The organism is Bacillus sp. CZDM1 (assembly GCF_055502545.1).
In genome coordinates, this window is record NZ_JBUESO010000009.1 from 173,381 (window position 1) to 195,101 (window position 21,721).

A 21,721-nucleotide genomic window follows, 5' to 3' on the forward strand; every position below is an offset into this window, starting at 1 on the left:
AGCTTATAAAAATCGAATTTAAATTTTTGGGTAAAAGGAGGAGAATATATGAGTTTTGAAGAAGCATTTAAATCACTGGTAAATTGGCTGGAATCTGGTTATGGCCGTCCATTAACAGAAGATGAAAAAACACATGTCTCTGAAATTTTTAAAAATTTAGAAGCATCTAATAAAGATTTTTCTGACCTAATGAACAAAGTACAAAAGTTAAAGGTAATACCTAGAAGCAAATAACCCTCCATTTAAGCAGGTCCGATTAAGATTCATTTACTGCTTTTAAGTTAATACAACCTTAATTGGAGAGGAGATTTTTTGAAACCAGGTTTAAAGTCGGGCAAAAAGGTTGTTCCAATTATTAGAAGGAAAAGCTCAGATCTAAATGCATCTGAGCTTTTCTATGCAACAAAAATTTCTTAAACGTGGACTTAAACTATTTTAAAATTTATTTGTATTTTTCAAAAATTAAGGAACTTAGGGAAATCACTATAACCGTTAAGGATTAACCGCATGGCAGTTTTTAATGAGTAGATTCATGATGAGGACGCCTTACTTATTACAATGGTATATCGTGCTTCATCAGAAAAGGAGATAAATCTCTGTTAAGGAGGTTGATTTTTAATGATTTTCTAAAGATTAGTTTCTGTTTAATGTTGATAGAGTATTTCTCCGAATTGTTCCTATTATCAAAATGGACGAAACCTATTCCCTATAATCCTTTTATAAACACTGATTATATTTAGAGCACTTTTAAAAAAGGGCTCTTTTTAGTATAAAAATCCGCATTACAATGGGACAAGCGTTGAGTTATGTAAACATTAGCAGAATAAAATAGTAAGGAATAGTAGGTTAAAACGTTATTGGCATGTTGCTTTTAACACATCTATTAAGACCTATGTTCAACTAAAAATTTGAAAGGAGATATTTATAATGGCTTTTCCGAATATTCCCAATATTACTCCGCTTATTTCTGTGACTACTGAGCAGACGGTTCCACTGCTTTTAGCTTCCATTGCTTTGGAAGAATTGGCTCTTGCCCATATCATGAACGCTGAGGCAGAAAAGCTTCAATTTGTTCTAGGCACATTAGAAACAGGAGTTACGTTTACTCCTGCTGAGGTGTCATTAGGGGACCTTCTTGATGTGAATGCTAGTGTTCGAAGAACTCTTCGTGACGTGATCAAGAAGGAAATGCTTTTAGAATTCAAATTTGACAACATTATGGATTTAATCGCTGTAACAGATGGAGGAGGAGTAGCTCCACTTGCTTGTGAGTGTGGTATTGCCTTACCTGGTATCGTAACGATTCCTGGTATAGCAGTTACTATTCCTATTATTAGCCCTCTCCCTATCACGGCTTCAGCCGCGCTGAATTTGAGCATTTGTCCTAATTGTCAAGCAAACGGTTCATTTTTCAATTTAACATTGAGTGCAGCCGTAGCTACTGCTATTTTAAATATTGGTGCAGCGAACATTACAAGTGTTACGTGTGACAATGGTGTTGTGACCATTACTGGTACCGCAACTTTAAGCCTTAATGGAATTTCGATACCTGTTGATTTTAATATTGTAATTGATAGTAATACTGGTACAGTTACTGTATCCTTAACCGACCCTATTACAGGAGTTATTGTACTGAGTGCACCGATCCTAGGAGTAGTAGGATTAGTTTTGACTGATTGTTAACCGCATTCAATCAGGAAGCTTTTAATAGACTAGAAGAGACAGCATTTTTTGCTGTCTTTTTATGTGGGAACAAGAATGAATGAACTAGGTAAAAAGATCAAACTGGAAAACCGGACTTTGAAGCGATGATAAGCTGGTTCCAATCAAAGCAAAACAAAATAGAAAATGGCACATTGAGTTACGTTGTATTTGATGTTAATAAATATAAAGAGAAGACTGTTACTCGGCTGCCCTTGATTGAAATGGGAGCTGCTGCTGGAGGAGAATATCACAGAGGTTAGTAGTTTAGTAGTTAAGGCGAAATACTTTAGAAGGTAATGGTTCGACTTACTTTGATTTGGTCCGGCAGTAGACCGCAACTTAAAAACGGAATTTCTGTTTGTATGCAGCCCTGGGAATTTGGGGCTATCACGCAGGGCAACTGATTAAAAAAGAGGAACAAATCCAATTATTATACAGTCTGGTGGAACAGAAGGTTTTTATGGACGGATTTCTAAGCAAGGTAATAAAAATCTTCGATTTATAGTGTATACAGTTGGAAAACTACTAGCTCAACATAATCAAGATTTACGACCATATTATGAAGGTTTGAAAGCGCGTGGATAGCATGCACGAAAGGCTTTTATAGCATTAGGAAATAAGTTTATAAAAATAGCCTTTTCGATGTTAAAGCACAGAAAATCGTTTGAATCTAAACAAAAGGGTTATTCCATACTTCAAGAAATTAAGAAAAAGCTTCAGCACACAAAAATGAATACTTATTTAAACATTGCTTTAGCCGGATAATTAATAAAAAATAATGAATCTCTCTTCTGGGGTCAAGGGAAAATCGACTCTAGTGCCGGAGGCTATGACCTCGAGTGACAGCATGATTTACCTTGTCCTGTAAGTGCGAATTGTACGTTAATATTGACCGGTTTGAACTAACCAGGTTGCATCTCTGCAGTATTGAAGCAAGGTAGATTTCTATTCAGATCCGAGAAGAAGAGATTCATTCATAGTGTTTTCTGTCAGTTGCTTATTGTGAATTTTTTACATTTGATTACATGAGGTGTATTTCCTATACTCAAAAATCAAAAATTCTTACTTGACATAGTACGCTGTCACTACCCGAAAAATCTTGTTTCATAAGAATGGTTCACGGAACAAATACCATGGTAAATAAATGGTTACGGATTTTTCTTAATGATATTTGGTCCAATTCCCAAAATTGGCTCATTTTCCATGAAGTACACTTATTAATCTAGTATATTCTTCGACAAAATCTAACAAACTTCGGTTAGTGACAGGCACCGAAGTTGCTATTTAGAAGATTAGGCCATATTCTAATGCAAAAAAGGGTGTCCAAAAGCGATTTGCTTTTGGGACACCCTTTTTTTATACCTTTATTTTTTCTATGCTACTTCCGATTCTTTAGAGTGAACTTTTTTCATAAAGTCATTTACATCGGCAGGTACTCTGCGATCAAGCTTTGAAACGATATAGACAGATAGGAATCCAATTGGCACTGTAATTAGTCCTGGTACATTGAACTGCAGGAACTCAGGAAGAGTCGTCTTAAAGAAAATCATGTACATCGAAGCTAGAAGGCCAGCAACAAGCCCGGCAATTGCTCCTTTCTCTGTCATTCCTCTCCACCAGATGCCTAAGATAAAGATAGGAGTAAACGTACTGGCAGCAACGGTGAATGCTAGTGCGACCAGATGGCCGATGGATGCTCCTTTTACCATGAGACCGAGAGCACCGTATAAAATACCAAGGATAATAATTGCTACTTTACCCGCGAGTACGCGCTCTTTCTCTGTGATGTTCTTACGGAAGAAAGTTGCATACAAGTCATGTGCTAAGGCGCCAGAGCTTGCGATGAATAATCCTGAAAGGTTCGAGAAGACGGCTGCAAATGCTCCTGCGATAACAAGTCCAAGCAGCCATTCTCCACCTAATGCCTGTGCAGTAGATGGAACAACCATATTGTTTCCGCCCGCAATAAGGTCCTTCATAACAGCTGAATCTACATTGCCGCTTAGAAAAATAGAGCGGCCGACTACTCCAAGGTACACAGCGAATAAAAAGAACACGCTTGCAATACCAATTGCCATAAGAGCGGACTTACGCGCTGCTTTTGCACTTGGATTTGTATAGAAGCGAAGCAGGATGTGAGGAAGTCCAATCGTACCGAGTGAAAGTCCGATTGTCATTGATATTGTTTGCCAGAAAGATGGGAAGTAGTTTCCTGTACCGGTCCAAACAGAACCATCAAATGGTATATCTTTTCCGTCAACCGAAAACGCTGAAGTACCGGTAATGCTACCTTTAAATTCATTAATAGCTGCTAGAATCTCCTGATAATGAAGTCCGCCATAGATGGCTGCGCCAACCATGAGGAGAAAGGCGCCAAGACGAATCCATAATTCGAGCGCTTGGTTAAGAGTAGTACCCTTCATTCCACCGATACCAACATAAAAAATCATAACCGAACAGGTAAAGATAATTCCAAATTCATAGCTTGTACCAAAGAACATGCTTAAAATTTGTGCGGCACCCAATAACTGAGGAGCTGCATAGAAACCTGAAATTGCAAGTACTACAGCGACAGCAGCGAGGCGGGCACGTTTGCTGTGAAAACGATAGGCCAAAAAGTCTGCTACTGTATAGGCTCCGAACCGGCGCAGTGGACCTGCGACGAACATAGCAAGAAGAGTCAGACCAATTGAGAAGCAAAAGGCATAGTAAGCGCCATCATAACCAAGCTGATAGGTTAGACCGGCAATACCAAGAAAGGTTGCAGCACTTAAATAATCTCCGCCAATGGCTGAACCGTTTGTAAACCAGCCGAAGCTTCGTCCGCCAACGAAATAATCAGATGCAGTCGCACTTCTTTTTGATAAATAGGTGATATAAACAATCGTTCCCATGAGGAGGATTGTTAAAAGCATTTTAGGTTCAAATAACATGGCCATCAAATAATTCTCCTTTCTTCAGGGGAGCCAGAATTTTTTTGATAGTTTTTTAAACGTTTTTCATAAAGAGCAGTGTGAACGTAAGCAATGATAAAAGCCATTGCCATTGCAACAACACTGGTCAAAAACCAACTATATGTCATGCCGCCCCACATACGGGAAAACATAAAATCACCTGCGTACCAATTCAATATCGGAATTGCGAGAATAAAAATATAGTAGAAGACCGTAAGTTTAAGACCTGTACTAAATTCACCTTTCATGATTTTCCTCGTTTCGGGATCGAGCGGCTTTAATTCGCTAACATCGATTGTATCTGCTGCAACATAGTTGTACTCGGTATACTCTCCAGCCATATGTTACTCCTCCTTAATATTATTTAGGCTTTTGCCGTGTTCTAGTACCCCTTCCTTAGCCCGGCAATGATACTATAAAATTGATTTTACGTCATAAAATGGACATATACCTTACAATAAATTATCAGAAATGTACAAATATTTACCATAGTCTAATTTTTGTACTATAATTTGTATAGGAATATAACTTTAAATGCCACTTTTTAGAAAGGGGGGAGAATATCGAATGTATTCAATAAGTCTAGCAGTGGAAGATGAACTGGAATATGAAAAGCTGGCAGACTGGGTTAAAGAAGAATTTATGGGAAGTTGTTTACTGGCAGAACCTGAGTTGAATCAACATGATGTACATATAGCTGTTATCGAAGTGAAAAAATGGCATGATTGGGTTAAAATTCACCGATTCCGCAAACGTAATAAAGAATGCAGGATTATTCCCTTACTAGACCCAACCTTATTGTATACTTCACCGCTTGCCATTGAGTTCAAGCTAGAGTACTTACTAGTGAAATCCGTGAAAAAACATATATTTCTTCGTACATTGAAACGAGCTATTAGTGAGCTGTCAATGACGAATACTAAATCAATTGATTATGATGAATTCTTTTATCAGATTCATCAGGAACAAAAAACGGAGCGGAACACGTTACCATTTCAAGAGGCATTTTTGCGCAGGCTGCTTGCTGGCGATAAAACAACGGAAGAGGAATTAATTGAATCTCGTTTTTTTCTTCCAGGTGAGGCGATGCCGAATGTGGTTTGTTTTATTCAGGGATTTGTCCGAAGCCCTGGCAGCAGAGAACAGGAAGGCTGGGCACCGAGGGAGATTCAGGTTTTTTTTAGAAACCGCTTTCAAGGTTATCAGCTTACTTTTCTACCCTACCGAAAACATTTACTTATGCTCATCAAGGTGCCTCCCGAGTACGGTTCCTTAATACACTGGAAAGAAGGGGAGAATAGAATCCTTGATACTATTCAAGCTTTGGAAAAAGAGTTTGGCATTTATCTATATATAGGTGTAGGCTCCATCTACCGTGAACCGCTCCTCTTGCACCATTCCTATCGTGAAGCATGCAAGGCTAGACGCACCACGCCGTATGACAGGCCATCACTGCGTTATTTTGAAGAAATTACAAAGGATGTTCAGATTCAGAAATGTACAGACTATATTGCTCGGTATTGTATCGAGGATCTTTCGTTAAAACGGGTAGCCGATCAAATTAATCTGAGTGTTCCGTACTTTAGTCGGATATTTAAACAAGAAACAGGACGTAATTTTGTTGAATATGTCACCTTTGTCCGTTTACAGCGTGCAGTGTGGCTTTTGCGTCATACGAATCATACGATTGAGTGGATCGCTGAAGAACTAGGTTTCAATACACCAAATTATTTTAGTGGTACCTTTAAAAAGTATGTTGGCCTTTCTCCAAGAGAATACAGAGCGACAGAAGAAATTATCTTTGTTTAAAAAAGGCAAAGCATCTGCACAAATTGTGTTGGTGCTATTTTTTTATGTTGCGTGTGAAAAAAGATTATGCTACTATATGTGTAACCGGTTACACATAAGGAGTGAATCGATGGCTACCATACGTGATGTCGCAAAAAAAGCTGGAGTATCTGTGGCTACCGTTTCAAGAGTATTAAACAATAAAGGTTATGCACATGAAGATACTAGGAAGCTAGTAAACGAGGCAATTAAAGCATTAAACTACAAACCAAATGAAGTGGCAAGATCTCTTTATATGAAAAAATCAAGATTAATTGGATTATTGCTTCCGGATATTCGAAATCCCTTCTTTCCTGAGCTAGCTCGTGGAGTAGAGGATGAAATGCAAGCGCAAGGCATCCACTTGATTATCGGAAATGCTGATGAAAAACCTGAAAAAGAAATAGATTATATACAGACTTTTAAACAAAATAATGTAATAGGTGTTATTTCTGCAACAAATCAAGCTGAAACAAGTCTTTACGAAGACTTATCTTTTCCTGTTGTTTTTCTTGATCGGACAACTAATAGTCATCCTTCAGTTTATTCAGATGGATTAGATGGGGGGAAAAAGGCAGCACAAGAAATAATCAAAAGGGGAAGTAAGCGAATTGCTTTACTCCGAGGACCTATTGAACTAAGGACAGCGCAAGACAGATTCAAAGGTGCAGTGGATGAATTATGCAATGCTAATGTAGACTTTCAGGTGATTACGTCATCGTTTAGTTTTCACGATGCAGAAAAAATGGCCAAAACATTATTTGAGAAATTTCCTGAAACGGATGGGATCATTGCCAGCAATGATCTAAGTGCGGCAGCCATACTACATGAAGCACTAAGAATTGGAAGATCAATTCCTGATGATTTGCAAATTATAGGATATGATGATATACCGCTTAGCAAGCTGCTGTTCCCGCCACTTTCTACCATTAGACAGCCGGCCTATGATATGGGAAGAGAATCAGCAAAGTTATTGATGAAAATTATTAATAAAGAACCGTTAGAGCAAAAGAATATTCAAATGCCTGTTACATTTATTGAAAGGCAAACGACAAGAAAGGTTGAGAAGAAAAATGGTTAAAATGACGATTATTGGTAGTTCTTCTATGGATTTGGTTGTAACCGCTTCAAAGCGGCCGAATAAAGGGGAAACGATTCTCGGGGAGAGCTTTAAGACAGTCCCTGGCGGCAAAGGAGCTAACCAGGCTGTCGCAGCTGCCAGGCTAGGTGCTGAAGTGTATATGGTAGGATGTGTAGGTGACGATGGGTTTGGGGAGGAAATAGTTAACAATTTCACAGCTAATGGAGTTGTTACAACCTATGTGGAACCGGTTACACATTTAGAGACAGGAACAGCACATATTACCCTGGCAGAGGGTGATAACAGCATTATTGTGGTTAAAGGTGCTAATAATTATGTCACACCTGAATTTGTTGAAAAAGCACTGGATGTAATACGAGAATCAGATATTGTACTAATTCAGCAAGAGATTCCTGAGGAAACAGTGGAATTTGTAACCGAAATTTGCTTTCTGAATAATGTGCCCTTATTACTAAATCCGGCACCAGCAAGACACATTAGTAAAACTGTGATTGAAAAGGCAGCTTATATTACACCAAATGAATGGGAAGCTTCTGTTCTTTTTGAGAACAAGGATATCCATGATGCTTTAAAAGAGTATCCAAATAAATTATTGGTGACTGAAGGTAAAAACGGAGTCCGCTATTATGATGGTGAAAATGAGGTGCTTGTCCCGGCTTATGTGGTTGAGACTGTCGATACAACTGGTGCAGGTGATACATTTAATGCCGCATTTGCTGTTGCGGTAGCAGAGGGTAAAAGCATAAAAGATAGCATTCGTTTTGCTAATCGGGCTGCATCATTGTCTGTAACAAAATTTGGCGCACAGGGTGGAATGCCGACAAGAGAAGAAGTAGAAGGGAATTTATAAAAATGAAACGTTATGGAATTTTAAACAGTCATATTTCCAAGGTGTTAGCTGATCTTGGTCATATGGATTATATTGTGATAGCGGATGCTGGTTTGCCCATTCCTGATGGAGTTAAAAAAATCGATTTAGCACTTAAAACAGGAATGCCTTCATTTATAGATGTAGTGAATGCGGTTGATGAGGATATGGTTATCGAAAAAGTGATGATTGCCTCTGAGATAGAAGAAAGAAATCCCGAACATGCCAACTATTTAAAAGGTAAATTCGCTGATAAGGAAATAGAACATGTTTCCCATGAGGAGTTTAAACAATTAACAAAACATGCTAAAGCAGTCATTCGTACAGGTGAAATTACACCATATGCAAACTGTATTTTACAATCTGGAGTATTTTTCTAAAAGATGAGGTGATAAACATGCGTATTACGATGGAAAACATCTATAAAGCATTTGGAACCAATCAAGTTTTAACAGGTGTTGATTTTGATTTATTAGATGGGGAAGTACATGCCCTAATGGGGGAAAATGGTGCAGGGAAATCAACAATGATGAACGTTCTTACAGGACTGCATGCGGGTGATTCAGGGGTCATTAAAATTGATGGGAAAGAGACCTATTTTAAGAACCCAAAAGAAGCGGAGCAAAGTGGAATCACTTTTATTCATCAGGAATTAAATATTTGGCCTGATATGACGGTTCTAGATAACTTATTCATTGGCAAGGAATTAAAGAATACATTTGGCCTTTTAAAAATAAATGAAATGAAATCGCTGGCAAAAAAACAGTTCGATAGATTAGCTGTATCTATTCCGTTAGATAAAGAGGCGGGAAGCTGTTCTGTTGGGGAGCAGCAAATGATTGAGATTGCGAAAGCATTAATGACTGAAGCAAAAGTGATTATCATGGATGAACCTACAGCTGCATTGACAGAAAGGGAAATCAGCAAACTTTTTGATGTTATTTCTTCATTGAAAAAAGAAGGAGTATCGATTGTATATATTTCTCATCGGATGGAGGAGATTTTCTCCATTTGTGACAGGATTACAATAATGCGTGATGGGAAAACCGTTGACACGAAGGCGATTCCGGAAACAAATTTTGATGAGGTTGTCAGGAAGATGGTTGGAAGGGAATTAACCGACCGTTTTCCTAAACGAAATCCTAACCCGGCTGAAACCGTTCTTGAAGTAAAGGGTTTAACAAAAAAAGGGCATTTTGAAGATGTGAATTTTTCTGTTCGTGCAGGGGAAATAGTCGGGGTTTCAGGCTTGATGGGAGCCGGAAGAACAGAAATTATGAGGGCAATTTTTGGCCTGGATGGAATTGATGGCGGTGAAATTTGGTTGAAAGGTAAGAAGGTAACAATCAAAACACCGGAACAAGCTGTCAAGGCAGGAATCGGATTCATTACAGAAGATCGGAAAGATGAGGGATTAATCTTAGATTTCTCTATAAGAGATAATATGGTTCTGCCAACCCTCTATAGCTTCGCTCCAAAAGGGATTATCAATGAAAAAAGTGAGACAGACTTTGTTAATATGCTCATCAAACGCTTGACAGTTAAAACGGAATCCCCAGATATTGCCGTAGGAAAGCTATCAGGAGGAAATCAGCAAAAAGTGGTCATTGCCAAGTGGGTTGGGATAGGGCCGAAATTACTAATTTTAGATGAACCAACTAGAGGAGTAGATGTTGGAGCGAAGAGAGAAATTTATCAACTAATGAATGAATTAACTGATCGGGGTGTAGCTATCATCATGGTATCTTCAGAATTACCTGAGGTCCTTGGAATGAGTGATCGAATCCTCGTCGTTCATGAAGGAAAAATAAAAGGTGAATTATTGAAAGAAGATGCGACCCAAGAAAAAATTATGACATTGGCAACAGGAGGTCAGTAGGATGAATTCTATTAATGCAGGTACAAAACCTAATAAGACAAATATGATGAATGCCATCACCCAAAAGTTAGGACCGTTACTTGGTTTAATTATCTTAGTTGTGATTGTATCGATATTAAATCCAAGTTTTCTTGAACCTTTAAATATATTAAATTTATTAAGGCAAGTGGCGATTAATGCACTTATTGCGTTTGGTATGACTTTTGTTATTTTAACAGGCGGAATTGATTTATCTGTCGGAGCTATTCTTGCATTATCCAGTGCATTGACAGCAGGAATGATGGTATCAGGAATAGACCCGATCCTTGCGATATTAATTGGATGTATTCTAGGCGGCTTGATGGGAACGGTAAACGGATTATTGATTACCAAGGGGAAAATGGCACCGTTTATCGCGACTCTAGCAACAATGACAATCTTCAGAGGACTAACACTTGTTTATACTGGTGGAAACCCTATTACTGGTCTTGGTGATAATTACCTGTTTCAGTTATTTGGCCGTGGTTATTTTCTAGGAATACCTGTACCAGCGATTACGATGATTGTTACATTTGTTGTCTTATTCATTATTCTTCATAAAACTCCATTCGGCCGTAAAACATATGCGATTGGTGGAAATGAAAAAGCAGCATTAATTTCAGGGATAAAAGTTCCGAATGTAAAAATCATGATTTATAGTCTTTCAGGTATGCTTGCAGCGCTGGCCGGTGCAATCTTAACATCTCGTTTAAATTCAGCCCAGCCTACTGCGGGTACTTCCTATGAGCTTGATGCAATTGCTGCCGTAGTATTAGGAGGGACAAGCTTATCAGGGGGAAAAGGAAGAATTTTTGGAACATTGATCGGTGCTTTAATTATTGGAACCTTAAATAACGGTTTAAATCTTCTTGGAGTATCATCCTTTTATCAAATGGTGGTTAAGGGGATTGTTATCTTAATTGCAGTATTACTTGACCGTAAAAAGTAGCATAAGGAGAGATCACGATGAAAAAATTAGTAGCTATATGTCTATCACTAACACTTTTGCTCCTAAGTGCTTGTTCCATGCAACCGCCTGGGTGGGCAAAACCAGATAAAAAAGAAAGTTTAGAAGATATTAAAATTGGCTTATCTGTTTCTACATTAAATAACCCATTTTTCGTTTCTTTAAGGGATGGAGTGGTGAAAGAAGTAGAAGCATTGGGTATGGAAGTTATTATTGTAGATGCACAAAATGACTCTGCGAAACAAGTGAATGACGTGGAGGATTTAATTCAGCAGGGTGTAGATGCTCTGCTCATTAATCCAACTGATTCTGCGGCTATTTCAACGGCTGTCCAATCAGCGAATAATATTGGTATACCGGTAGTTACGTTGGACCGTTCAGCAGATAAAGGGAAGGTAGAAGCATTAGTGGCTTCAGATAATATAAAAGGCGGGGAAATGGCCGCAAATTATATGATCGAAAAGCTTGGAGAAAAAACACAAGTTATTGAATTAGAGGGAGTTCCAGGGGCATCGGCCACACGTGAAAGGGGTAAGGGATTTCATAACGTAGCAGATCGGAAATTGAACGTAACGGCTAAACAAGCAGCTGATTTTGATCGTACGAAGGGATTAACCGTTATGGAAAATCTTCTGCAGGCAAATCCTGATATTAAAGCTGTATTTGCTCATAATGATGAAATGGCTTTGGGGGCTATCGAGGCAATTAATAGCTCTGGTAAGGAAGTAATGGTCATTGGATTTGATGGGAATGACGATGCCATAAATGCGATTAAATCAGGAAATATGGAAGCAACAGTTGCCCAACAGCCAGAGTTAATTGGTAAGCTTGCTGTAGACGCTGCAAGAGACGTTTTGCAGGGTAAAAGCGTAGAGAAAATCATAGCAGCTCCACTAAAATTAGTAACAAAAGAATAGATAATTAGGAGTGCCTGTCACCCCCTCGCAATATGTCGGTAAATTTTCGACAAAATGGGGGAGTGACGGGCATTTTATATTTAGAAATGGAAACAGGTTGTATTCAGGAATGGGACTTTTTGATTAAAAAAAGTGAAAAATGTTGTTTAATGGAAGAAAAAGCAGGATTTTAATTTTTAAAAATGAATATATATAACAAGTAGTATCTCCAGTTTTTCTAAGTTGTTTTGACAGTTTAACTAAAAAACATACGATTATGAAACGGTAATAGGAAAACCAATCGATTCTTTATAACAGGAAGACCTTTCCTTAACTCATTAAATGCAGACAGAGAAGGATCGGAATAAGTTTATTCATCCAGCCCAATCCATTTATGAAAGAAGGTATGCCGTATGAACGAAAATTTTTTTGCTGACTATAAAAATTTTATTGTTGCACCGGTCGATGAAAAGCTAAATGGTAAAGAATCATATGATCCAAAAAGTTACTCTTCACATTATATCATGACACTGTCTATTTTTAATTCACGTATAACGAATTGGAAAGATGCTAGTAAATATGATATAGATATTGACAAAAGTATTAAAACGGTTCTGAAGGAATTTAATATAAAGCACCATGAAAAGTACCATCTTCAATTACTTGAATTAGATAGGTTTAAAAACTATTTTGTATTGGCACTTTCCTCAAAAGCAAAATTTGAAACAAAGGAGGAAAATGACAGGATATCTTTTATTGTTGATAGAATGCTAACGAACCCTTTTTATGTTGGACAAGGGTGGTTCAACTTAATTGGTGAAAAAGGAAGAATTGCACGAAAGCTCTTTTGTTGTTCCTTCATGAAATATGTAATAGAGAACAAAGATCATTTGAAAATAGACAAAAAATTAGGAAACATCAGTGAATTCACTCCTAAAAATGATGAGATTAAGCTTGTAAAAAATCTCTGAAAAAAATAACTGCTACATAGGAATTTATAAGCGTTATCAATGAAAAGAATGGCAGAAGGAAAGGCGGAATTTAATCTGCCTTTCTTTTTTTGCTCTAATATTACCAATGTGTCAGATTATTCTACATTAAATTACAATTTAATTACAAAATCGACTGTATTATTGTTTTTAGTCCTTTTGGAATATACACTAGGAATATATTAGAAGTTTTAATAAATGATAGTTTCCAAGAGGAGATTTAATAATGATAAAAAAGTTTATTAAATATATGGTCGCTACTACAGTGCTCGCTACAACCATTCAAGCTACACCTGCATTTGCAAATCCAGAAGTACCAGTGACAAATGGACAGATTGATGCTGTTAACAAAAATATTGATGACCTTGAAACAAAGTTTCAACAATTAGATAACGAAATCTCTTTATCTATGGAGAGAAGTCAAATACTAAATGAAAAAATTGTCACACAACAAGGTAAAATTGAAGAGACAGAGATTGAAATTAAAAAAGCTGACGAGGATTTATTAAACCATAAAGAGGTTTATTCAGAAAGATTAAAGAGCATTCAGGTAAAAGGAAATCAGTCAGTCGTTACTTACGCAGAACTTTTATTTTCAGCTGGCAGCGTCTCTGAGTTTTTTAATCGTTTTACTGCTATTTCTAAAATAATTGAAAATGATAATGAATTACTTGAAGGTTTAAGAGTAAAGGAAGTAACGTTAAAAGAGGCTAAGGAACAATTACAAAATCATATTAACCAATTAGAAAAGAGTAAAGTAGAATTAGCTAAAGAACAAAAACAGATTGAAGAAAACAAAATAAAAATTTCACAAGATTTAGAAGCTGCAAAAGGTGAATTAGAGAATTTAAGGGCCCAACAAGAGGCGCAACTGGCTGCTCAGCAAGCAGCATTACAAGAAACTGCTTCAGAAACTCAACCACAACCACAATCTCAAGCGCAAGTTTCAGTAAATACGCAATCAACAGCACCATCTGTCGCTGCATCCAATGTGACAAATTCTGCAACAGCAAATAGTGTTATTGCTAACGCTAAACAGTATTTGGGCGTTCCTTACGTTTGGGGTGGATCAACGCCAAGCGGGTTTGATTGTTCAGGATTTACATCATATGTGTTTCGTTCCGTTGGCATTAGTCTTCCAAGAACTTCTCGTGCACAGCAAAATGTTGGAACCAGAATTTCTCTAAGTCAGGTACAGCCTGGAGATTTAGTTTTCAGAGGTTCCCCTGCCTATCATGTTGGAATTTATATTGGAGGAGGACAATATATTCATGCTCCTCAAACAGGTGATGTAGTGAAAATCGCTCCATTTAACCCGTCTAAATTTTCTAGTGCTTCTAGAGTTTTACATTAATGACGGCAATTTTATTGAAGTATTAAAAGAAGGCAACTAACCTAAATGGTAGTTGCCTTTTAGTATGCTTTTTTACCATTAAATTTGTCATTGTCACTTGATATAAATATAAAGAGATATTGATTATCTATCTTTTAAATTTGAGGGATGTTAAAATCTAATTGTTGGATAATAAATGTGAGGAGCTGTTTTTTAAATGGAACACATTTCCAAGCAATTCTCCCATTAAGAGGAAAAATCCTTAATGTTGAGAAGGCACGTTTAGACAGGATTCTATCTAATAACGAGGTTCGTTCCATGATAACGGCAATTGGAACAGGTATTGGAGAAGATTTTGATATTGCAAAAGCTAGATATCATAAAATAGTCATTATATCATTTGAATGTTGCTGCTTCCGTCTATGGAAACCATGAATTTGATCATGGTTCACAGAATGCCAAGGATCTTCAGGAACAAGCAAAGTTCCCGATTTTGGCTGCTAACATCTTTTATAAAGATAGTGGCAAGCCTTTTTGTGATCCCTATAAAATTATTGAGGTAAATGGGATCAAAATTGGTATAATTGGAATTCTTGGTAAACGGGCAGCTGAGCAAACCATTTTTCGAGAGAATTTTGAGGATATCGAATTCAGGGAACAAATTCCAGTTATCCAAAAATATGTCGACGAAATTGAGCCTAAAGTGGATTTAGTGGTCGTTTTAGGACATGAAGGGCAGGCAGCAAAACAAGGACTGAAAGTCGATACTGTCAATGTTGAAGAAAAATTCGCAACCGATGTGGAAGTGGCGAATAAGGTAAAAGGAATTGACGTATTAATTTTTGGACATGCTCACTTACCTATTGAAACACCGTATGTAGCCCAGGAAACAGGGACACTTCTTGTTTCCACACGCGGTTTGGGAGTTGAAGTAGGCTACCTGAATCTGAATATTGAGGATGGTAAGGTAGTCAAACATACTGGCCATTTGGAACACATTTATGATGGTAAAATCAAACTAGATACAAAGGTTGCTGAGCGAGTTGATTATTGGAACAATGAAATCGCTCAAATTACTGGGGAGGAAATAGGTTCTACTCCAAACATGATCACAAGAACCTATAATGATGATTCTGCATTAGGGAACCTAACCGCAGACGCCATGCGCTTTGCGACAAAAGCAGATATTGCTTTTCAGCATCCGGGCGGACTCCGTGCAGACATTGATAAAGGTGATATCACGGTTGGAGATGTGGTTTCAGTCCTGCCATTTCCAAATAACGTCTATACGATGAAATTAAAAGGAAAAGACCTGCTCACGGTACTGGAGCAGAGTGCTGAAATGGAATACGGTATTCTCTCACCATCTGGAATTTCGATGACCATTGATGCTTCCAAACCTGCTGGGTCCCGCGTCTTAGAAGCAAAACATAATGGGGCCGTCATTGACCCAGACGCTGCCTATACAGTAGCAGTTGACGCTTTTATCGCCCTAGGCGGGGATGACTTTACCGGATTTATAAATGGAACTGATTTAAAAAGTGCGGATATGACAGCAAGTGAAGCTGTCATCACCTATTTCAAAGAGTCAGAAAAGGTGAACTTGGAGCAGGAAGACAGGGTTATGATCAAACAATAGGTCCTAAAAACAGACAAGTGAATAAAAGTTGTTTAAGTTTAAGGATGAAATATTAGAGGATGAAATATTAGAAGATTTCATCCTTTATTTTGATATCTGAAAATCAACTAACTTCAGGGTGAGCCTTGTACGTGAGTTGTATTTAATTCGCATTACTAAATAATATGCTATAATGGATACTGTTTTAATCTAAATAAGTTCATCAATGTCCAGACAGAAAGGTAAGGTTCATCAATATAATGATAAAGAATAATAAAGCATTCCTTAGTTTATTTTTAGTATCTGTTTTATGGGGATGTAATTATCCCATTAGTGCTTATTTGCTTCAAGGCTTTTCCCCTGTCTTTTTGTCAACCGTACGCATTTGTTTCACATCGCTCTTTCTACTCATAGTTGCAATGGTCCATAAAGGAATTAGACGACCAACTTGTTCCGAATGGAAACTACTATTTGGTGCTGGAATCTTTGGTACTTTGATTAATCAAACCTTCTATTTTACAGGACTTCACCATACAACACCTGCAAATGCCTCCCTAATTATTGCTTTGGCCCCGATCGCCACAATTTTTTTAGAACGTATTATTTTTAAAGTGAAATTTACCATAAAAAAATCAACTGGTGCCCTAATCAGTTTAATAGGTGTTTTTTCGATTATTGGCGTTGCAGGTGGATCAATTGGGATTTCATGGGGCGATTTAAATATTGTAGTAGCGATGCTCTGTTTGTCTATTAGTCTCTTATTTATTCGAGCGTTGTCAAAAACAATGAACACTTATATCATTACCATTTATGCGACAGTTCTTGGGAGTGTATTAATGATTCCTGCAGCCGGTGTTGAAGGAATGGTAAGTGGAACTGTTATAAGTCATTCCGTGATTATGTGGGTTTTATTGATATCTGCCGGTATTCTTGCACAAGGAATTGCTGGATTTTGGTGGAATAGAGGTGTCTCCGAGGTTGGTGCCGGAACAGCATCCATCTTAATGAACATTCAACCTTTTGTCGCCATTCTTGCTTCCCATTTTATTTTAGGAGATCCCATTCTAGTCAGCCAAATTCTTGGTGGAATCTTAGTTTTACTTGGAGTGTTTATTGCAAATATGCCATCAGGTAAAACTGAATTGGTTTTAGAACCAAATAAAAGTTTATAGGAAACAAGGTTTGGCTTACCATAAGTGCTTCGATTTACAAAAAAATTATTAATGGATTTGTGATGGGCATACTTTAATATGATTAAAGGTTAAACTAGTAAGAAAGATAAAAGTAGAAAAGGGGATACGATGACAAAGGAAAAAGCAGAAACAGGATGGAATTTTGATAATAGTTATGCTCGGTTGCCTCAAACATTCTTTTCCAGCCAGAATCCAACTCCTGCACGTTCACCAGAGTTAGCTATTTTTAATGAGCCATTGGCAAAATCTCTTGGGTTGGACATACAATCCTTGCAAAGTGATGATGGTGCAGCTATATTTGCGGGAAACAAAATACCCGAAGGTGCTTCTTCGCTTGCTCAAGCATATGCGGGACATCAATTTGGACACTTTACAATGTTAGGTGACGGCAGAGCGGTGCTTCTTGGAGAACAGATAACACCCACGGGTGAGCGATTTGATATCCAGCTTAAGGGTTCAGGAAGAACGCCCTACTCCCGCGGCGGCGATGGCAGGGCGGCACTTGGACCAATGCTGCGTGAATATATTATCTCGGAAGCCATGCATGGTTTAGGTATACCCACCACAGGCAGTTTAGCAGTGGTAACAACCGGTGAAGAAATTGCACGTGAATCTTATTTGCCTGGTGCTATTTTAACCCGAGTAGGTGCTAGTCATCTTCGTGTTGGTACCTTCCAATATGCGGCAAGATGGGGAAGCGAAGATGAGCTGCGTGAGTTGGCAGACTATGCAATAAAACGCCATTATCCTGAAATTGAAAATGATGAGAACCGTTATCTCTCGTTTCTTCAGGAAGTGATTAAACGTCAAGCGATGCTGATAGCAAAATGGCAGCTGGCAGGTTTTATTCACGGGGTAATGAATACCGACAACATGACGATTAGTGGCGAAACCATTGATTATGGACCTTGTGCCTTTATGGATACCTATGATCCAGCTACTGTGTTCAGTTCTATTGACCGAGAAGGCCGCTATGCCTATGGGAATCAACCGAATATTGGTGTCTGGAATCTAGCAAGGTTAGCTGAAGCTCTCTTACCGCTGCTACATGAGGATCAGGAAGAGGCAGTTACGCTCGCACAAGATAAGCTTTCCGACTTTGCTCAGGTTTTTGAAACGAATTGGCTTGAGGGAATGAGAGCCAAATTAGGATTATTTAATGAGGAGGAACAAGATAAGTCCCTTATTAAAGATCTGCTAGATATGATGCAGAAGCACCGTGCTGACTATACTAACACATTTAGAGCTCTAACTTTGGATAAATCAGAAGAAACCACCCTACATGAAACGACAGGATTCACTCAGTGGCTTGAACGGTGGCAGGCAAGACGAGGCAGGCAGCCGGAATCAAAGGAAGCTTCCATCCAGTTAATGAGGAACAGTAATCCTTCGGTGATACCTCGGAACCACCGTGTAGAGGAAGCGCTGGAAGCAGCGAATAATGGAGATTATACTGTGATTGAGAGGCTTCTTGAGGTCCTATCTAATCCATATGCGTACTCTCCAGAACAGATAGAATATACTGCTCTGCCAGCGCCATCACCTCGTCCTTATCGAACCTTCTGCGGAACTTGAGAATACTAAATTACAAAGCAAAAGCCTTTCTAGCCGAAAGGCGCATTACGATACGAGTAACAGAATTTAATTTTCCCTCAGATGTAAGGTCTGGGGGAATTTTTTAATTTAATTTGCAGTTTAATAGTTATAATGCTAATGCTTACGTGTATTATTAATATACATACAAAAGTGAACGTGAAGTTGAGGTAATGTTTAATGATTAAGACGTTATTAATAAATGAAGATAAGTGCTATGCAAGTGCTGAGCAAAAGGCAAATGAGTATTTTCAATCACTTTACCAGCAAGTTAAGAAAAAAGACTATATTCCTACGCTAACAAGAGATATACAATCCTGGAAGCACAACCATATTCATCATCATTCATTATTCTCTTTTTTTTCTCGTGGTAAAAGTAAAGCAGACCCCCGAGATTATCACAATTATATTAAATATTTGGATTACACTGGCAAACTAGACCATTACCTCGATCGTAGCATATCTTATATTTTTATGCGTGATTTGGGTAAAGCACTGGATGCAAAAGAGACGCAGGTTAGAATTAAGAGTATTGTTAACAGTTTAAAAAACAATCTTACGCAGCCAAGGGAACATCGTGAAAATAAGCATGAAATTTTCTCTATGGCCTGGTTATACAGGTGGGCCCAGCAGGAATCTATTGAATCTGCGATTATCTGGATGATAAATAAACTTAAGACTGTATCCAATCACCTTCCAGAGGGGATGGATGCTAATCATGCCCAGCGAAAACTTATCAAAATTATAGCTGGAGTTGTGATGCATGAGATTGAGGAGATGGGTGATAAAACTTCCACTGAAGAACGTACTCGCAGACTTGATAGAGCCATAAGGATAGGTTATGCCTATGGTTTGACCTATCCTTATATTGATGACCTTCTCGATTCAAAAGTCTTATCCGAAAAAGAGAAAAAACAATACTCTAACTTGATTCGTAGCACCCTTACCACAGGAGCAGTGCCGAAACTCCGTGGGGAGTGGGACGATAAGAACATAGCTTTGATTACGTTCATTCATTCGGAGCTTCGAGAGGGATTTGAATATATTAAGGCACAACAGCAGCCAGAGACGATTAAATCATTTTTCGAACAATCATATGTATTTTTTCATTCACAGGAAGTGGATCGTGAGAAGAATTTGTCTTATGGAAATTACACAAATGAAGAGCTTTATATTCCGGTTATCCTAAAATCTTCTTCATCACGATTGATCGTTCGCTCTGTTATTAATGCTGCTGAAGATGAGGGATTCGACAATCGAACCTTCTTTTATGGCATTTACAACCAGCTGGCAGATGACTTTGCTGATATGTTTGATGATTTGCAGAATGGTGCCGTAACACCCTATACCTATTATCTGAAATACCACGATAAAAGGGCTGATCTTATTAACCCATTTGAATTATACTGGAGTGTCATTTCTAATTTAATTCATCGTGTCTATCACTCGGATAAAAAGGCATGTGAAGTAATTTTAGATCGAGCAATAAACGGGTTAAAGAGATTTAAAGAACGAATGGGCGTAAAAAAATACAATGAAGTGATGGAACTTTTTTCTTCCGGAAATTCAAAATTCAATACCATTATTCAAAAGATGGCAGCTAAAGCAGACGACGTGGATTTCTTCGATAAACTCTTGCGTGACCATATGATAATCAATTTGAAAAATGAGAGAAAAGAGCAAGAAGAATTCTTAGATTTAATCGAAAATGTACGCAGCCAGATCAATCATCTTTTACCAATCCCTAAAGATGATACTTTGAATGGTCCAATTGTTGAGGCTGCAAACTATAGCCTAGAGGGTGATGGAAAGCGATTAAGGCCTATTATTACTTGGATCATGGGCATTAAGGAATACGGATTAAATCAGCCGGCAATTGTACCGCTAATAAAATCATTGGAATACATGCATACTGCCTCACTGATTTTTGATGATCTGCCTTCACAGGATAATGCTGCTATCCGCAGGGGACGTCCAACTCTCCATATGGTGTACGATAGTGCCATAGCTGAATTAACAGGCCTCTATCTAACACAGAAGGCAATAGAGGAACAAGCATCACTTGAACAGTTCAATTCGAAAACCGTGCTTAGCTTGATACAATATTCTTCTAGATTGACTGAAGCAATGTGTAAAGGGCAGGCAATTGATTTGAATTCCAAAGGGAAAGTATTAACAGTAGAAGACTTAAATACTATGTGCTTCTATAAAACTGGACTTGGTTTCGAGGCTTCCCTAATCATGCCTGCCATTCTTGCAGAAGCGAAAGAATCCGAGTTAGCAGCCTTGAAAAAGTTCGCCTATCATGTTGGCATTGCCTTTCAAATAAAGGATGACTTGCTGGATGTGGAGGGTAATTTGGACTTACTTGGAAAAGACGTTGGAAAAGATGTGGAGAATAATAATTCGACTTTTGTATCAATCTTAGGTTCTGATGGTGCCAAAAAAGTGATGTGGGAACACTATTGTGATGCGGTGGAAACCTTGCAGGAGGTTCCGAGAAATACCACCTTTCTAAAGCATTTGTTGAATTATATTGTGCACCGGGATCATTAAGATTTTATTCAGAAGAAAGGTAACAACCCAACGGTTGTTGCCTATTTTTTATTTTAGCTTTGTTAAATTTTATTGTTGATTATTAGTACAACGGTATAAAAGGTCGATGAAAGACATATCAGGAGAGTTCCCATTGAGATTAGTCCTTCAACGGGTCTTCGTGAGAAAAATCAACATCTTTCTTTAACAAAGCTTCATTTAAAACTGTGTTTACCTTCTTACTA

General features: G+C 38.0%; 17 protein-coding genes and 2 pseudogenes. 17 read left to right on the forward strand and 2 right to left on the reverse strand.

The genetic code is table 11. The features are described 5' to 3' along the window. The first annotated feature begins 48 nt into the window (after positions 1-48). The 3 genes and pseudogenes from ACY3XC_RS20405 (at position 49) to ACY3XC_RS20415 (ending at position 2,289) form a co-directional block, all read left to right on the forward strand. Positions 49-234, forward strand: a complete 186-nt coding sequence (locus ACY3XC_RS20405; protein WP_464870156.1) for a hypothetical protein — start codon at positions 49-51, stop codon at positions 232-234. 693 nt (positions 235-927) lie between these two features. Continuing rightward, a pseudogene (locus tag ACY3XC_RS20410) lies at positions 928-1,233 on the forward strand (hypothetical protein); the annotation flags it as partial. Between the two features lie 897 nt (positions 1,234-2,130). Beyond that, positions 2,131-2,289, forward strand: a complete 159-nt coding sequence (locus ACY3XC_RS20415) for a transposase (RefSeq protein WP_464870241.1) — start codon at positions 2,131-2,133, stop codon at positions 2,287-2,289. 788 nt (positions 2,290-3,077) lie between these two features. On the opposite strand, the gene ACY3XC_RS20420 is transcribed toward ACY3XC_RS20415, so the two are convergent. After that, positions 3,078-4,643 carry a sodium/solute symporter gene (locus tag ACY3XC_RS20420; RefSeq protein ID WP_464870157.1) on the reverse strand — a complete coding sequence of 522 codons (1,566 nt, stop codon included), beginning with the start codon at positions 4,641-4,643 and terminating at the stop codon, positions 3,078-3,080. Continuing rightward, positions 4,643-4,999 (reverse strand): hypothetical protein, encoded by a 357-nt coding sequence (locus ACY3XC_RS20425; RefSeq protein ID WP_464870158.1) that lies wholly within the window; start codon positions 4,997-4,999, stop codon positions 4,643-4,645. Before ACY3XC_RS20425 ends, ACY3XC_RS20420 begins: the two co-directional genes overlap by 1 nt. A 226-nt stretch (positions 5,000-5,225) precedes the next feature. On the opposite strand from ACY3XC_RS20425, the gene ACY3XC_RS20430 reads away from it, so the two are divergent. From ACY3XC_RS20430 to ACY3XC_RS20495, 14 genes and pseudogenes are all read left to right on the forward strand, one after another. Beyond that, positions 5,226-6,467: a helix-turn-helix transcriptional regulator gene (locus tag ACY3XC_RS20430; RefSeq protein WP_464870159.1), complete on the forward strand. Its 1,242-nt coding sequence runs from the start codon at positions 5,226-5,228 to the stop codon at positions 6,465-6,467. 109 nt (positions 6,468-6,576) lie between these two features. Continuing rightward, positions 6,577-7,566, forward strand: a complete 990-nt coding sequence (locus ACY3XC_RS20435; protein WP_464870160.1) for a LacI family DNA-binding transcriptional regulator — start codon at positions 6,577-6,579, stop codon at positions 7,564-7,566. Next, positions 7,559-8,437 (forward strand): ribokinase, encoded by an 879-nt coding sequence (gene rbsK / locus ACY3XC_RS20440; protein WP_464870161.1) that lies wholly within the window; start codon positions 7,559-7,561, stop codon positions 8,435-8,437. Before ACY3XC_RS20435 ends, rbsK begins: the two co-directional genes overlap by 8 nt. Positions 8,438-8,439: 2 nt before the next feature. Next, on the forward strand, positions 8,440-8,835 hold the full coding sequence (rbsD, locus tag ACY3XC_RS20445) for a D-ribose pyranase (RefSeq protein ID WP_464870162.1): 396 nt from the start codon (positions 8,440-8,442) through the stop codon (positions 8,833-8,835). Between the two features lie 17 nt (positions 8,836-8,852). Next, entirely contained in the window at positions 8,853-10,334 is a 1,482-nt protein-coding gene (locus ACY3XC_RS20450; RefSeq protein WP_464870163.1) for a sugar ABC transporter ATP-binding protein, read from the forward strand. Positions 10,335-10,377: 43 nt separating this feature from the next. Continuing rightward, positions 10,378-11,301 carry a ribose ABC transporter permease RbsC gene (gene rbsC / locus ACY3XC_RS20455; RefSeq protein ID WP_464870242.1) on the forward strand — a complete coding sequence of 308 codons (924 nt, stop codon included), beginning with the start codon at positions 10,378-10,380 and terminating at the stop codon, positions 11,299-11,301. Positions 11,302-11,318: 17 nt separating this feature from the next. Further along, entirely contained in the window at positions 11,319-12,236 is a 918-nt protein-coding gene (rbsB, locus tag ACY3XC_RS20460) for a ribose ABC transporter substrate-binding protein RbsB (protein WP_464870164.1), read from the forward strand. 392 nt (positions 12,237-12,628) lie between these two features. Then, on the forward strand, positions 12,629-13,186 hold the full coding sequence (locus tag ACY3XC_RS20465) for a hypothetical protein (RefSeq protein ID WP_464870165.1): 558 nt from the start codon (positions 12,629-12,631) through the stop codon (positions 13,184-13,186). 244 nt (positions 13,187-13,430) lie between these two features. Continuing rightward, the gene (locus ACY3XC_RS20470; protein WP_464870166.1) at positions 13,431-14,558 is read left to right on the forward strand and encodes a C40 family peptidase; all 1,128 of its coding nucleotides are present in this window, start codon (positions 13,431-13,433) and stop codon (positions 14,556-14,558) included. Positions 14,559-14,762: 204 nt separating this feature from the next. After that, positions 14,763-14,936 (forward strand): annotated as a pseudogene (locus ACY3XC_RS20475) (DNA-cytosine methyltransferase); the annotation flags it as partial. Between the two features lies 1 nt (position 14,937). Continuing rightward, the gene (locus ACY3XC_RS20480; RefSeq protein WP_464870167.1) at positions 14,938-16,176 is read left to right on the forward strand and encodes a bifunctional metallophosphatase/5'-nucleotidase; all 1,239 of its coding nucleotides are present in this window, start codon (positions 14,938-14,940) and stop codon (positions 16,174-16,176) included. A 239-nt stretch (positions 16,177-16,415) separates the two neighbouring features. Beyond that, positions 16,416-17,327, forward strand: coding sequence for a DMT family transporter (locus ACY3XC_RS20485; RefSeq protein WP_464870168.1), 912 nt, complete (start codon positions 16,416-16,418; stop codon positions 17,325-17,327). A 129-nt stretch (positions 17,328-17,456) separates the two neighbouring features. Next, positions 17,457-18,923: a protein adenylyltransferase SelO gene (locus ACY3XC_RS20490; RefSeq protein ID WP_464870169.1), complete on the forward strand. Its 1,467-nt coding sequence runs from the start codon at positions 17,457-17,459 to the stop codon at positions 18,921-18,923. 198 nt (positions 18,924-19,121) lie between these two features. Next, positions 19,122-21,497, forward strand: a complete 2,376-nt coding sequence (locus ACY3XC_RS20495) for a polyprenyl synthetase family protein (protein WP_464870170.1) — start codon at positions 19,122-19,124, stop codon at positions 21,495-21,497. The last annotated feature ends 224 nt before the right edge of the window (positions 21,498-21,721 follow it).